Annotated in this window: 6 protein-coding genes and 2 rRNA genes; 4 read left to right on the forward strand and 4 right to left on the reverse strand. The window is 56.2% G+C overall.

What is annotated here, in order from left to right; genetic code table 11:
* Positions 1-21: 21 nt before the first annotated feature.
* Together ACKXGA_RS08020 and ACKXGA_RS08025 are read right to left on the reverse strand one after the other, a co-directional pair.
* A 23S ribosomal RNA gene (locus ACKXGA_RS08020) occupies positions 22-2,855 on the reverse strand.
* 272 nt (positions 2,856-3,127) lie between these two features.
* Positions 3,128-4,638: ribosomal RNA gene (locus tag ACKXGA_RS08025) — 16S ribosomal RNA — on the reverse strand.
* Together the 16S and 23S rRNA genes form the textbook arrangement of a ribosomal RNA operon.
* A gap of 816 nt (positions 4,639-5,454) precedes the next feature.
* On the opposite strand from ACKXGA_RS08025, the gene nrdD reads away from it, so the two are divergent.
* Together nrdD and nrdG are read left to right on the forward strand one after the other, a co-directional pair.
* On the forward strand, positions 5,455-7,626 hold the full coding sequence (nrdD, locus tag ACKXGA_RS08030; RefSeq protein ID WP_117477375.1) for an anaerobic ribonucleoside-triphosphate reductase: 2,172 nt from the start codon (positions 5,455-5,457) through the stop codon (positions 7,624-7,626).
* The gene (gene nrdG / locus ACKXGA_RS08035) at positions 7,626-8,177 is read left to right on the forward strand and encodes an anaerobic ribonucleoside-triphosphate reductase activating protein (protein WP_423729249.1); all 552 of its coding nucleotides are present in this window, start codon (positions 7,626-7,628) and stop codon (positions 8,175-8,177) included. The genes nrdD and nrdG overlap by 1 nt, the downstream gene beginning before the upstream one ends.
* Before the next feature lie 126 nt (positions 8,178-8,303).
* Here nrdG and ACKXGA_RS08040 read toward each other — a convergent pair whose 3' ends face one another.
* Positions 8,304-9,884, reverse strand: a complete 1,581-nt coding sequence (locus ACKXGA_RS08040) for a RecQ family ATP-dependent DNA helicase (RefSeq protein ID WP_423729250.1) — start codon at positions 9,882-9,884, stop codon at positions 8,304-8,306.
* Between the two features lie 260 nt (positions 9,885-10,144).
* On the opposite strand from ACKXGA_RS08040, the gene ACKXGA_RS08045 reads away from it, so the two are divergent.
* The gene (locus ACKXGA_RS08045; RefSeq protein WP_423729251.1) at positions 10,145-11,173 is read left to right on the forward strand and encodes a glycosyltransferase family 2 protein; all 1,029 of its coding nucleotides are present in this window, start codon (positions 10,145-10,147) and stop codon (positions 11,171-11,173) included.
* 73 nt (positions 11,174-11,246) lie between these two features.
* Positions 11,247-12,542, forward strand: a complete 1,296-nt coding sequence (locus tag ACKXGA_RS08050; protein WP_423729252.1) for a cation:proton antiporter — start codon at positions 11,247-11,249, stop codon at positions 12,540-12,542.
* 123 nt (positions 12,543-12,665) lie between these two features.
* On the opposite strand, the gene ACKXGA_RS08055 is transcribed toward ACKXGA_RS08050, so the two are convergent.
* Positions 12,666-14,969: an ATP-dependent Clp protease ATP-binding subunit gene (locus ACKXGA_RS08055; protein WP_098924279.1), complete on the reverse strand. Its 2,304-nt coding sequence runs from the start codon at positions 14,967-14,969 to the stop codon at positions 12,666-12,668.
* Positions 14,970-14,991 lie beyond the last annotated feature (22 nt).

Here is a 14,991-nt window from a genome sequence, read left to right on the forward strand (position 1 = left end):
ACTTGAGAATTCAAGCGAATTGTGGTCAAACCCTCGATCTATTAGTACACACTTGCTGAATGGATCACTCCACTTACACATCGTGCCTATCAACCTCGTAGTCTACAAGGGATCTTACCTGATTGAATCAGTGGGATATCTTATCTTTGGGTCGGCTTCACGCTTAGATGCTTTCAGCGTTTATCCGATCCGTACGTAGTTGCCCAGCTATGCTCCTGGCGGAACAACTGGTGCGCCAGAGGTACGTCCGTCCCGGTCCTCTCGTACTAGGGACAGCTCCCATCAAATATCCTGCGCCCACGACAGATAGGGACCGAACTGTCTCACGACGTTCTGAACCCAGCTCGCGTACCGCTTTAATTGGCGAACAGCCAAACCCTTGGGACCGAATACAGCCCCAGGATGCGATGAGCCGACATCGAGGTGCCAAACCTCCCCGTCGATGTGGACTCTTGGGAGAATTAGCCTGTTATCCCCAGGGTAACTTTTATCCGTTGAGCGATGGCATTTCCACTCACATACCACCGGATCACTAACTCCAACTTTCGTTACTGCTCGACCCGTCAGTCTCGCAGTTAGGCTCGCTTCTGCGTTTGCACTCTTTTGCTTGATTTCCGTTCAAGCTGAGCGAACCTTTGAACGCCTCCGTTACTCTTTAGGAGGCGACCGCCCCAGTCAAACTGCCCACCTAACAATGTCCCCCGACTCGATTCAGAGCCGCAGGTTAGAATTCCAATATCGCAAGGATGGTATCCCAACGGCCTCTCCGCCAAAGCCAAAGCCTTGGTTTCCAAGAGTCCCATCTATCCTGTGCATGCAACATCGAAACCCAATATTAGGCTACAGTAAAGCTCCATGGGGTCTTTCCGTCTTGTCGCGGGTAACCGGCATCTTCACCGGTACTACAATTTCGCCGGGCGGGCTGTTGAGACAGTGCCCAAATCATTACGCCTTTCATGCGGGTCAGAACTTACCTGACAAGGAATTTCGCTACCTTAGGACCGTTATAGTTACGGCCGCCGTTCACTGGGGCTTCGATTCAATGCTTGCACATCTCCTCTTAACCTTCCAGCACCGGGCAGGCGTCAGCTCGTATACGTCATCTTTCGATTTAGCACAAACCTGTGTTTTTGGTAAACAGTTGCTTGGGCCGATTCTCTGCGGCTCCATCTCTGGAGCACCCCTTCTCCCGAAGTTACGGGGTCAATTTGCCGAGTTCCTTAACAACCCTTCTCCCGTTGGCCTTAGAATCTTCTTCCTACCTACCTGTGTCGGTTTGCGGTACGGGCACCTCAGAAATACACACAGCTTTTCTCGCCATCTTCCATCTCAGACTTCGGTACTAATTTCCCTCGATCTCTACCGGAACCAACACCCGGCTCTGAGACTTCATATGTGTCCCTGTGCTTAACTCTTTTGGTGGTGACGGAATCTCTACCGTCTGTGCATCGGCTACGCCTTCCGGCCTCACCTTAGCTCCCGACTAACCTGGAGCGGACGAACCTTCCTCCAGAAACCTGAGGCTTTCGGCCATGCAGATTCTCACTGCATTCGCGCTACTCATTCCGGCATTCTCACTTCTATACACTCCACAGCCGCTTACGCTACTGTTTCTCCGCGTATACAACGCTCCCCTACCCAATACATTGCTGTATTGCCTAAGCTTCGGTGTCAGGTTTAGCCCCGTTAAATTCTCCGCGCAAAGACGCTCGACCAGTGAGCTATTACGCACTCTTTGAATGAGTGGCTGCTTCTGAGCCAACATCCTGGTTGTCTGCGTATCTTCACATCGTTTTCCACTTAACCTGACTTTGGGACCTTAGCTGTAGATCTGGGCTGTTTCCCTTTTGACAATGACATTTATCTGACACTGTCTGACTCCCAAGCATCAATACTCTGGCATTCTGAGTTTGATAAGCTTCGCTAACCTCTCGGCCGCTAGGCTATTCAGTGCTTTACCTCCAGGTATCTAACTTGAGGCTAGTCCTAAAACTATTTCGGGGAGAACCAGCTATCTCCGGGTTCGATTGGAATTTCTCCGCTACCCACAGTTCATCCGCCGCCTTTTCAACGGAGGTCGGTTCGGTCCTCCATGGAATTTTACTTCCACTTCAACCTGACCATGGGTAGGTCACCCGGTTTCGGGCCCATTATATGCAACTTAACGCCCTTTTCAAACTCGCTTTCGCTTCGGCTCCAGACCTTAAGTCCTTAACCTTGCTGCATACAATCGCTCGCCGGACCGTTCTACAAAAAGTACCCTATCACGCTTTGACGCGCTCTAGGTGCTTGTAGGCACAGGGTTTCAGGTTCTTTTTCACTCCCCTCCCGGGGTGCTTTTCACCTTTCCTTCACAGTACTATACGCTATCGGTCACTGGGTAGTATTTAGGGTTGGAGGGTGGTCCCCCCGTATTCCGACCAGGTTTCACGTGTCTGGCCGTACTCTGGATCCTGCGCAGCTCTCTCCGTTTTCACCTACGTGGTTCTCACACTCTCTGACCGGCCTTCCCATGCCGTTCGGTTAACAGATTAAGTCTTAAAAGCAGTCCGTACCCCGAAAGTATTTCTACTCTCGGTTTGCCCTCTTCCGCGTTCGCTCGCCACTACTTACGGAATCTCGTTTGATGTCTCTTCCTCGCCCTACTTAGATGTTTCAGTTCAGGCGGTTCCCTCAATACACCTATTTTAAATTTCAATGTATTGTACCTGAGTATGAACCCAGGTGAGTTTCCTCATTCAGAAATCTCCGGATCAATGCTTATTTGCAGCTCCCCGAAGCTTATCGCAGCTTATCACGTCTTTCATCGGCTCCCAGTGCCAAGGCATTCGCCCTGCGCCCTTGTTCGCTTGACCTTTCAAACGTTCTTTCAGAACATTTGGTATCCTCTTGATTCTCTCTTATTGCCAACGAAGATTATTGTTACCCTTCCTTTTGAAATTGCAATGTTTCTTAAAAGAACTTACTATAATCTTTGTTTCGCAGTTATTATTCAGTTTTCAAGGTACGTCTTTGAGTGTCCTTTTCAGGGCCCTCAAAATCGAACAATATCTACTCTGCTTGTATCTGTCACCTGTTCCAGATGGCCGACCATCTTCGATGTTCTTCCATCTGCCTGACTCCTTAGAAAGGAGGTGATCCAGCCGCAGGTTCTCCTACGGCTACCTTGTTACGACTTCACCCCAATCACCAGTTTTACCTTCGGCGGCGTCCTCCTTGCGGTTAGACTACCGACTTCGGGTCCCCCCGGCTCTCATGGTGTGACGGGCGGTGTGTACAAGGCCCGGGAACGTATTCACCGTGGCATGCTGATCCACGATTACTAGCAATTCCGACTTCGTGCAGGCGAGTTGCAGCCTGCAGTCCGAACTGGGACGTTGTTTCTGAGTTTTGCTCCACCTCGCGGTCTTGCTTCTCTTTGTTTAACGCCATTGTAGTACGTGTGTAGCCCAAGTCATAAAGGGCATGATGATTTGACGTCATCCCCACCTTCCTCCGTTTTGTCAACGGCAGTCCTGCCAGAGTCCTCTTGCGTAGTAACTGACAGTAAGGGTTGCGCTCGTTGCGGGACTTAACCCAACATCTCACGACACGAGCTGACGACAACCATGCACCACCTGTCTCTGCGTCCCGAAGGAAAATACTGTTTCCAGCATCGTCGCAGGATGTCAAGACTTGGTAAGGTTCTTCGCGTTGCGTCGAATTAAACCACATACTCCACTGCTTGTGCGGGCCCCCGTCAATTCCTTTGAGTTTCAACCTTGCGGTCGTACTCCCCAGGTGGATTACTTATTGTGTTAACTGCGGCACTGAAGGGGTCAATCCTCCAACACCTAGTAATCATCGTTTACGGTGTGGACTACCAGGGTATCTAATCCTGTTTGCTACCCACACTTTCGAGCCTCAGCGTCAGTTGGTGCCCAGTAGGCCGCCTTCGCCACTGGTGTTCCTCCCGATATCTACGCATTCCACCGCTACACCGGGAATTCCGCCTACCTCTGCACTACTCAAGAAAAACAGTTTTGAAAGCAGTTTATGGGTTGAGCCCATAGATTTCACTTCCAACTTGTCTTCCCGCCTGCGCTCCCTTTACACCCAGTAATTCCGGACAACGCTTGTGACCTACGTTTTACCGCGGCTGCTGGCACGTAGTTAGCCGTCACTTCCTTGTTGAGTACCGTCATTATCTTCCTCAACAACAGGAGTTTACAATCCGAAGACCTTCTTCCTCCACGCGGCGTCGCTGCATCAGGGTTTCCCCCATTGTGCAATATTCCCCACTGCTGCCTCCCGTAGGAGTCTGGGCCGTGTCTCAGTCCCAATGTGGCCGTTCAACCTCTCAGTCCGGCTACCGATCGTTGCCTTGGTGGGCCGTTACCTCACCAACTAGCTAATCGGACGCGAGGCCATCTCAAAGCGGATTGCTCCTTTTCCCTCTGGTCGATGCCGACCCGTGGGCTTATGCGGTATTAGCAGTCGTTTCCAACTGTTGTCCCCCTCTTTGAGGCAGGTTCCTCACGCGTTACTCACCCGTTCGCCACTCGATTGAGGAAGCAAGCTTCCTCTCTCTCGTTCGACTTGCATGTGTTAGGCGCGCCGCCAGCGTTCGTCCTGAGCCAGGATCAAACTCTTTATAAATGACATTTATCACTTAAAAGTGTTAAATCTTGTTTCGCTCAGCACGCAATCGCTTGCGTCCTGTGTGAATTACTTTGTTTGGAATTGTTTAACGTGTTTTTCCAACACGAAAATAGGTTCCGTTACAAGTTTTTCGATATTGTTCAATTTTCAAGGTCCTGTGCGCCTCAGCCTTACGGCTGACGACCTGATTATTTTACCACAGATGTGATTTTTTGTCAAGCACTTTTTTAGAAGCTTTTCGATCTTTTCGAACATAAGTTCCGCTTTTCAGCGTTCCCTCATTGGTTCTTTCGCTTTGCTTCTGCCGCTTTCAGAAGTCATTCTTTCCGGCGGCCCTTGGCGCTCAAGTATAATACCATATCCCGACACGTTTGGCAACCCCTTTTTTCACTTTTTTCTTTTCTTTTTTCGTCTTTGACTTTTTGACTAGTTTTTTAACTGCAATTTACACGTTCCTTGACACGGAAGCTGCGGCGACCTCAGAGGTCATTTTTCTCTATATAATAAGGTATTGTTCTATCCAAACTTCCAGAGAAGTATACACCGTCGTGGATATTACGCCCCGGAATGCAAACACTTTCCTTGCACAGTTTGTCAAGAGCTTTGGCCTCAAATTTTGCTCCAAGATTCTCGGCTCAATTTTGGCGAAACCGCCAAAACACAAAATGTAGTGGTTTCTCCATTGACATATCACTAAATAGTGATATCATAGAATCACATCAATTGAACGCATCCCAAGACTGCTTTGCGGGTGTCTCTTTCGCAAGAGGCACCCGTTTGAACTGTACACAGATAGAACGACGGAGGAACACTATGAAGATCATCAAGCGCAACGGTTCGGAAGTTCCATTTGATATCACCAAGATCATTACTGCGGTCACCAAGGCCAGCGATTCGGTCAGCCGCAAGAGCAGCCTGACCCAGGAGCAGATCCTGTCCATCGCCAACGATGTCACGGAGCAGTGCCAGGCGCTGAACCGTGCCGTGAGCGTGGAGGAGATCCAGGACATGGTGGAGAACAAGCTGATGGACATTCAGGCCCACGATGTAGCCCGCCATTATATCACCTATCGTTATGTGCAGAGCCTGAAGCGCCAGACCAACACCACCGACGAGCGCATCCTCAGCCTGATCGAGTGCCAGAACGAGGAAGTCAAGCAGGAGAACGCCAACAAGAACCCCACCGTGAACAGCGTCCAGCGTGACTATATGGCTGGTGAGATCTCCAAAGACCTGACCGCCCGCCTTCTGCTGGACCCGGAGATCGTCAAGGCACACAACGAGGGCCTGATCCACTTCCACGATTCCGACTACTTTGCGCAGCACATGCACAACTGCGATCTGGTCAACCTGGAGGATATGCTGCAGAACGGCACCGTGATCTCCGGCACCTATATTGAAAAGCCCCACAGCTTTTCCACCGCCTGCAACATTGCCACCCAGATCATTGCGCAGGTGGCATCCAACCAGTACGGCGGCCAGAGCATCAGCCTGACCCATCTGGCTCCCTTTGTGGATGTCTCCCGCAAGAAGATCGCCGCTGAAGTCGAAGCGGAGATGGAAGGGCTGGACGTTACCCCGGAGCGCAAGAAGGAGATCGTGGAGCGCCGCCTGCGCAACGAGATCAACCGCGGTGTCCAGACCATCCAGTATCAGGTCGTGACCCTGATGACCACCAACGGTCAGGCCCCCTTCATCACCGTGTTCATGTATCTGGGGGAAGCCCGCAACCCGCAGGAAAAGGCCGACCTTGCCATCATCATCGAGGAGACCATCCGTCAGCGCTATCAGGGCGTGAAGAACGAGGCCGGTGTCTGGATCACCCCCGCCTTCCCCAAGCTGATCTATGTGCTGGAAGAGGACAACATCCGCCCCGGCACTCCTTATTATTACCTGACCGAATTGGCTGCCAAGTGCACTGCCAAGCGGATGGTGCCCGACTACATCTCCGAGAAGAAGATGCTTGAGCTCAAGGTGGACAAAAACGGTGAGGGCCACTGCTACACATGCATGGGCTGCCGCAGCTTCCTGACTCCCTATGTGGACCCCGAGACCGGCAAGCCCAAATACTACGGCCGCTTCAATCAGGGTGTTGTCACCATCAATCTGGTGGATGTAGCCCTTTCCTCCGGCGGCAACTTCGAGAAGTTCTGGAAGATCTTTGACGAGCGCCTGGCTCTCTGCCACAAGGCACTGCAGGCCCGCCATCAGCGCCTGATGGGCACCCCCAGCGATGCCGCCCCCATTCTGTGGCAGTACGGCGCACTGGCCCGCCTGAAGAAGGGCGAGAAGATCGACAAGCTGCTCTTTGGCGGCTACTCCACCATCAGCCTGGGCTACGCTGGTCTGTATGAGTGCGTGAAGTATATGACCGGCAAGAGCCACACCGATGCCGGTGCCAAGCCTTTTGCCCTGAGCGTGATGCAGCACATGAACGACAAGTGCACCGAGTGGAAGAAGGCCGAGAACATGGATTACTCTCTCTACGGCACCCCGCTGGAATCCACCACCTACAAGTTTGCCAAGTGCCTGCAGAAGCGGTTCGGCATCGTGCCCGGTATCACCGATAAGAACTATATCACCAACAGCTACCACGTCCATGTTTCGGAGCCCATTGATGCCTTCACCAAGCTCAAGTTTGAGAGCGAGTTCCAGAAGCTGTCCCCGGGCGGTGCCATCAGCTATGTGGAAGTGCCCAACATGCAGGACAATCTGGAGGCCGTGATAAGCGTGTTGCAGTTCATCTATGATAACATCATGTACGCCGAGCTGAACACCAAGTCCGATTACTGCCAGTGCTGCGGCTACGACGGAGAGATCAAGATCGTTGAGGATGACGGCAAGCTGGTGTGGGAGTGCCCCAAGTGCGGCAACCGTGACCAGAACAAGCTGAACGTTGCCCGCCGCACCTGCGGTTATATCGGCACCCAGTTCTGGAACCAGGGCCGGACACAAGAGATCAAGGATCGGGTGCTGCATCTGTGATGAATTACGCAACAATCAAGTATTACGACATTGCCAACGGGCCGGGGGTGCGCACCAGCATCTTTGTTTCGGGCTGCAGGCATCACTGCCCGGGCTGCTTCAACGAGGTGGCATGGGATTTCGGGTACGGTCAGCCCTTCGGCAAAGCCGTGCGCAATGAGATCTTTGCATCCTGCCAGCCCGACTATATTGCAGGCATCTCCCTGCTGGGCGGTGAGCCTTTTGAGCCGGAGAATCAGCGGGAGCTGCTGCCCTTTGTCCGCAACTTCAGGGCGTTATACCCGAATAAGAGCGTCTGGTGCTATTCTGGTTACACCTGGGAGCAGCTGACCGGCAGTGTTCCCTGCCCGGCCCGCTGTGAGGTCACCGATGAGCTGCTGAGCCTGCTGGATGTTCTGGTGGACGGCCGCTTTGTGGAAGCCCAGCACGATATCTCCCTGCGCTTCCGGGGCAGCTCCAACCAGCGGCTTCTGGATGTGCCCAAGAGCCTTGCCGCAAAGTCCCCCGTCTGGTGGGAGGACGAACAGGTGTTTGCTACACACACGATGTAATCCTCTCAGTCGCGCTGACGCGCGCCAGGCCCGGGTTGCGGCACCCAGCATACGTCTCGCGTTGTAAACAACGCCCGATTTTCCACGCTCTACGCAGAGCGAGTGGAAAATCGGGCGCTTTGTCATTTAACGGGATGAAACCATATCCTCAATGACACTCAGGAACTCCTGCCCGTAGCGGGCGGCTTTTTTCTCGCCCACACCCGGGATATTGAGCAATTCCTCCACGCTCAGGGGCTTTTTCAGCGCCATCTGGCGGAGGGTGGAATCATTGAACACCATATAGGCAGGGAGCTTCTGCTTTGCGGCCAGCCGCTTGCGCAGGGCATAGAGGGCAGCCAGCAGCTTCTCGTCTGCTTCGCTGAGGGCATCTTCGTCGGCACGGCGGCGGGAGGCCGAGGCCAGCCGCTTTGCACTGGCCGCGGCGCGCTGGCGGGCTTGTGCCGCCTGCTCCTCCACCTGTTCGGCAGCCTGTGCTGCCAGCAGACAGTTGGAACAGTTCTCGCACCTCTGGGGTGCGGCCTCGCCGAAGTAACTCAGCAGATACCCCCGCAGGCAGCGCGGCGTGGTGGAGTAGAAGGTCATGTACTTGAGCCGCTCCTCTGCCTTGCGTGCCGCTTCGGCCTTGACATCCGCAGGCAGGCCGTTGTCAGCCTCCATCTCCTTGTCGATGAAGAACCGGATGGTGCGCACATCGGTGCCGGAATAGAGCAGGGTGCAGCGGGCTGGCTCCCCGTCACGGCCCGCGCGGCCCGCCTCCTGATAATAGCTCTCCAGATCCTTGGGCATATTATAATGGATGACGAACCGGACGTTTGGCTTATCGATGCCCATGCCGAAGGCATTGGTCGCCACCATGATCTGCACCCGGTCATAGAGGAAATCGTCCTGATTCTGCCGCCGGGTGTCCGCATCCAGCTTTGCGTGGTAGGCTGCCGCACGGATGCCCCGGCTCTGCAGCAGGCGGGTGGTCTCGTCCACCTGCCGGGTGGTGCTGCAATAGATGATGCCCGCATGGTCCCGCTCCCTGAGCACAAGGTCGAGCAGAACTTTGGGCTTCTCGCTGGGCAGGGCCCTGCGGGTGGCAAAATAGAGGTTGGGCCGGTCGAAGCTGGTGGTCACCTCGTAGGGGGTGTGGAGTTCCAGATGGGTGCGGATGTCCTCCCGCACATGGGCCGTGGCGGTGGCCGTAAAGGCTCCCACCACCGGGCGCTTGGGCAGGCTGTCCACAAACGCCTTGATGCGCAGGTAGCTGGGGCGGAAATCCTGCCCCCACTGGCTGATGCAGTGGGCCTCGTCCACCGTGACCATGCTGATCTCCCGCTCCTGCGCAAACCGCTGGAAGCCCGGCATCTCCAGCCGCTCCGGAGCCACATAGATGATCTTATACCACCCCTCCCGGGCGCGGCGGAGCATCAGGGCCTTCTGGTTGTCCGTCAGGCTGTTGTTCAGGAAAGCTGCCGCCACACCGGCCTGTACCAGCGCCCCCACCTGATCCTTCATCAGGCTCACCAGCGGCGAGACCACGATGGTGATGCCCGGCAGCAGCAGGGCCGGCACCTGATAGCAGATGGACTTGCCCGCACCTGTGGGCATCACAGCCAGCACATCCTGCCCGGCCAGCAGACGGGAGACGATCTCCTCCTGCCCCGGGCGGAAGCTGTCGTAGCCAAAGACTTTTTTCAGAATACTATGCGGACTTTCCATGGTTCCTCCTATCCATACAAAACCGCTCCATCATTGCTTCGCAATGCCAGCTCCCCTACTAGGGGAGCTGGACGCAAAGCGGCCTGAGAGGTTTATAACCCAATCAGTATACCACAACTCCCCGGATAATTGTAAAACATCTCTGACATTTCCCACGTTCGATAGCATTTCCTGCACAAAAATGCTATAATATGGGTACATATCTCCATCCCGGCCCCTGCCTTGCGCATCTGCCGGAAAAGAGCAAAGGAGTATTTTGTATGGCTCAGAAATTGATCACTTTCGCCGTCCCGTGCTACAACTCGGCGGCATATATGCGCCACTGCATCGAGACCCTGCTCTCCGCCGGGGAGCAGGCCGAGATCATCCTGGTGGACGATGGTTCCACCAGGGATGACACCCCCGCCATCTGCGACGAGTACGCTGCCAAATATCCCACCATCGTCAAGGCCATCCATCAGGAGAACGGCGGCCACGGCGAGGGCGTGAATCAGGGCATCCGCAACGCCACCGGCCTGTATTACAAGGTAGTGGACAGCGACGACTGGCTGGACGAAGCCGCCCTCCGGACCGTGCTGGCCAAGCTGAACACGCTGACTGCCCGGGGCACCGCGCCTGACCTGATGATCTGCAACTATGTCTACGAGCATGTGGAGGACAACACCAGCCACACCGTGCGCTACACCAACGTGTTCCCCCAGAACCGGCTGTTCAACTGGACGCATGTCGGCCACTTCCGGCCCGACCAGAACCTGCTGATGCACTCGGTGATGTACCGCACACAGGTGCTGCGGGACTGCGGCATGGTGCTGCCCAAGCACACCTTCTATGTAGACAACATCTTTGTCTACCAGCCCCTGCCCTTTGTTAAGAGCATGTATTATATGGATCTGGACCTGTACCGCTACTTCATCGGCCGGGCCGACCAGAGCGTGAACGAGAGTGTGATGGTCAAGCGGGTGGATCAGCAGCTGCGGGTGACCCGCCACATGATCGACTGCCAGGACCTGGATGCCCTCAAGGGCCAGAAGAAGCTGCGCAGCTATATGCTGCACTACCTCTCCATGATGATGGCCATCAGCGACATCTTCCTGCTGCTGGACGGCAGCGCCGCCGCCAAGCAGAAGGAAAACGAACTGTGGGCCTACCTCAAGGCACACACCAGTGCCGGGGTCTACCGCTCCATCCGCTACGGCTTTGGCGGCGTGACCAACCTGAAGATCCCCAAGGGCGACAAGCTCGTGCTGGGCGGCTACCGCATTGCACAGAAGATTTTTAAATTCAATTAACAAATGTTGCTTTTCCTCCTCAGATAAGATATACTTTTTAACGTATCTTAATTTCTGAGGAGGATCTTATTTTATGGAGCAATTGCTCATCTGCATGTCTCTTTCGCTCATTGCAGGCCTGTTGGCATCCCGTGCAGCGAAAGCGATCCGCCTGCCGGCCGTCACCTCTTATCTGGTGGCAGGACTTCTGCTGGGACCCTTCTTTCTGGGTCGGCTGGGCCTGAGCGGCTGGGGCTTCGGTTTCGGAAGCCTTGCACAGGTCGAAGGCTACGGCATCATCACACAGGTGGCACTTGGCTTCATCGCCTTTGTCATCGGCAACGAGTTCCGGCTCAGCGCGCTGGAGAGCATGGGCAGGCAGGCGGTCACTGTGGGCATCCTGCAGGCCGTTATCACCACCGTGCTGGTGGATATCGCTCTGGTGGCCCTGCACTTCGCCCGGCCGGATGTCATCTCAATGGCATCCGCCATCACACTGGGTGCCATCGCCTCTGCCACAGCCCCTGCCGCCACCCTGATGGTGGTCAAGCAGTACAAGGCCAGCGGCCCCCTGACCCGTCTGCTGCTGATGGTGGTCGCCATTGATGATGCCGTGGGTCTGGTGCTCTTCTCAGCCTCTTTCGGCATCGCAAACGCGCTGGAGCAGGGCCGCATCGACCCCATCAGCATCCTCCTGGAGCCTCTGGTGGAGATCGTACTCAGCCTGGGTCTGGGCGCACTGGCAGGTCTGCTGCTCAACCAGCTGGAGATCTACTTCCACTCCCGCTCCAAGCGCATGAGCCTTTCGGTGGCCTTTGTGCTGCTGACGGTGGGCCTTTCCATGGTCAGCTTTAAGGTCGGCCCCATCCACTGCAGCTTCTCGCTGCTGCTGGTCTGCATGATGACCGGCACCGTGTTCTGCAACATCTGTCCCACTTCCGATGAGCTGATGGACCGCCTGGACCGCTGGGTAAGCCCGGTAAACATCCTGTTCTTTGTGCTCTCCGGCGCGGAGCTGGACCTGAACATCCTTGCAAACCCCATGGTCCTGCTCATTGGTGCCGTCTATATCGCTTCCCGCTCTCTGGGCAAGATCTCCGGCTCCTATGTCAGCTGCAAAGCCACCCGCTGCAGCGAGAAGATCCAGAAGTATCTGGGCATCACCCTGCTGCCGCAGGCCGGTGTGGCGCTGGGCATGGCCGCCGAAGCTGCGGAGCTTTCCGATGGCCACATGGTGCGCAACGTGGTGCTCTTCTCGGTGCTGGTGTACGAGCTGGTCGGCCCGACCCTGGCCAAGATCAGCCTGACCGCCGCAGGCGAGATCATCCCCGAGGGCCGCACGAGCGCCCGTACCACCAACAAGCCGGAGGAACCGGTCAGCGTGGAGTAACCTCTCCCACAGGGCTTGGCTCCCCTATCAGGGGAGCTGCCGCCGCAGGCGGCTGAGAGGTTTTATACATCACAAAAGCCGCTGCACAGTTGTTACGCTGTGCAGCGGCTTTCTGTTTGCTCTTTATTTCAGCACGATCTCATCGTTCTCAGCATCCACGGTCAGGGTGGAGCCGGAAACAAGGGTACCGTCGATGATCTTTTCAGCGGCGGGGTCTTCCACAGCCTTGCGGATCGTGCGGCGCAGGTCGCGGGCACCAAACTTGCCGCCCTGGCTCTTGTGCACCAGCGCTGCCAGTGCCGCCGGGGTATAGCTGTAGGCAATGCCCTTGGCCTCCATGCTGGGCTTGTACTCGTCCAGCATCAGGGCGGCAATGCCCTGCAGGGTCTCCTCGCTCAGCGGCTTGAAGGTGATGACCTCATCCACGCGGCCCAAAAACTCCGGGCGGAGGAACTGGCTCAGTGCCTTGCGGCTCTTCTCCTCGTTCCGCTCCTCCTCGCTGCGGTTGAAGCCCAGACTTGCGGTGGTCTGGTCGCTGCTGCCCGCATTGGAGGTCATGCAGATGACAGTGTTGGAGAAATCCACGGTGCGGCCCTGGGCATCGTTGATCTTGCCCTCGTCCAGGATCTGCAGCAGGATATTCATCACATCGGGGTGGGCCTTTTCGATTTCATCGAACAGCACCACGCTGTACGGGCGGCGGCGGACCTTTTCGGTCAGCTGACCCGCCTCCTCGTAGCCCACATAGCCCGGAGGGGAACCGATCATGCGGGACACGGCATACTTTTCCATATACTCGCTCATATCCAGCCGGATCAGCGGGTCGGGGCCGTCAAAGAGCTGGTTTGCCAGCTGCTTCACCAGCTCCGTCTTGCCCACGCCGGTGGGGCCCACAAAGATGAAGCTGGCCGGACGGCGGCGGCCCGAGAGGTCGGCGCGGCTGCGCTTGACCGCCTGGGCCACCAGATGCACGGCATCGTCCTGACCGATGATCTTCTTTTTCAGCTCGGTCTCAAGGCTGGCGAGCTTTGCGTACTCGGTCTCCCGGATCTTCACCGCCGGGATGCCCGTCCACAGCTCAATGACCTTGGCCACATCGTCCATGGTCACCTGGATCTCCCCGGCTGCAGCCTGCTTGGCGGGCAGTTCCCGCTCCAGCTGTGCCATCCGGGTCTTGCGCTCTGCCACACGCTCGTAATCGATGGGCTCGTTCACATCGGCGTTTTCCATGTCGGCCTCTTCCTGCTTGAGGGCCTCCAGTTCCTTCTGCATGGTCAGGTACTCGGAGATGACCGGGTGGGCCAGATTGCAGCAGGCACAGGCCTCGTCCAGCAGGTCGATGGCCTTGTCGGGCAGGTAGCGGTCGGTGATATACCGCTCGCTCAGGGTCACGGTGGCGTTCAGCACATCGGCAGGCACCTGCACATGGTGGTGCTCCTCGTAGTAGTGCTTGATGCCGCCCATCACGGCCAGCGTATCAGCAACGCTGGGTTCCTCCACCCGCACGGGCTGGAACCGGCGCTCCAGCGCCTGATCCTTCTCGATATACTTGCGGTACTCGTTGAAGGTGGTAGCACCGATGACCTGGATCTCGCCGCGGGAGAGGGCGGGCTTCAGGATGTTGCCCGCATTCATGGCACCCTCGCTCTCACCGGCGGAGGTAATGGTGTGGATCTCGTCAATGAACAGGATCACATTGCCCGCGGCCTTGACCTCGCTCAGCAGGCCCTTGACCCGCTGCTCGAACTGGCCGCGGAACTGGGTGCCTGCCACAAGGCTGGTCAGGTCGAGCAGGAAGATCTCCTTATCCTGCAGCCCTGCCGGCACCTGCCCCTTGGCGATGCGCTCGGCAATGCCCTCGGCAATGGCGGTCTTGCCAACGCCCGCCTCACCAATGAGGCAGGGGTTGTTCTTCTGGCGGCGGCTCAGGATCTGGATGGTGCGGTAGATCTCCCGGTCGCGGCCGATGATATCATCCAGCTTCCCCTCCCGGGCTTTGCGGGTCAGGTTCTCGCAGTAGGTATCCAGAAACTTGCGTCGGGGCGGCTTTTTGTCGTTTTTGCCCGCCTTCTTTTCGTTTTTGCCGTTCTGGGCACCGCCGTTCACCCCCAGCGGGAAGGTGGCGCTGGAGCCGGGCACAAGGTCGCCGTCCTCCTCGCTCTGGTCCGGCTGGCCCATGCCCATCATCATGGAGAAGGGGTTCATGCTGCTCATGTCCCCCATCTCCTGCATCATGTTTTCCATCCGGTCTTCCATGGCATCCATGTCCTCGTCGGACATACCAAACTGCTTCATCAGATCATCGACCGGTTTGATGTGCATCTCCCGGGCACAGTGCAGGCAGTACCCCTCGTTTTTCATCTGGCCATTTTCCATCCGCTGGACAAAAATAATGGCAGGCCGCTTCTGGCATCGAATGCAGACCATTGTTCCTCCTTTTCCCTCCCCG

It is taken from the genome of Faecalibacterium hominis (ex Afrizal et al. 2022) (assembly GCF_049545105.1).
GTDB classification, from domain to species: Bacteria; Bacillota; Clostridia; order Oscillospirales; family Ruminococcaceae; genus Faecalibacterium; species Faecalibacterium duncaniae.

Excerpts from the sequence above, each read along its gene's own strand:
- ACKXGA_RS08040 (WP_423729250.1), bottom strand. The coding sequence starts at position 9,884 with ATGGAAAGTCCGCATAGTATTCTGAAAAAAGTCTTTGGCTACGACAGC.
- nrdG (WP_423729249.1), top strand. The coding sequence starts at position 7,626 with ATGAATTACGCAACAATCAAGTATTACGACATTGCCAACGGGCCGGGG.
- ACKXGA_RS08055 (WP_098924279.1), bottom strand. The coding sequence starts at position 14,969 with ATGGTCTGCATTCGATGCCAGAAGCGGCCTGCCATTATTTTTGTCCAG.
- ACKXGA_RS08045 (WP_423729251.1), top strand. The coding sequence starts at position 10,145 with ATGGCTCAGAAATTGATCACTTTCGCCGTCCCGTGCTACAACTCGGCG.
- ACKXGA_RS08050 (WP_423729252.1), top strand. The coding sequence starts at position 11,247 with ATGGAGCAATTGCTCATCTGCATGTCTCTTTCGCTCATTGCAGGCCTG.
- nrdD (WP_117477375.1), top strand. The coding sequence starts at position 5,455 with ATGAAGATCATCAAGCGCAACGGTTCGGAAGTTCCATTTGATATCACC.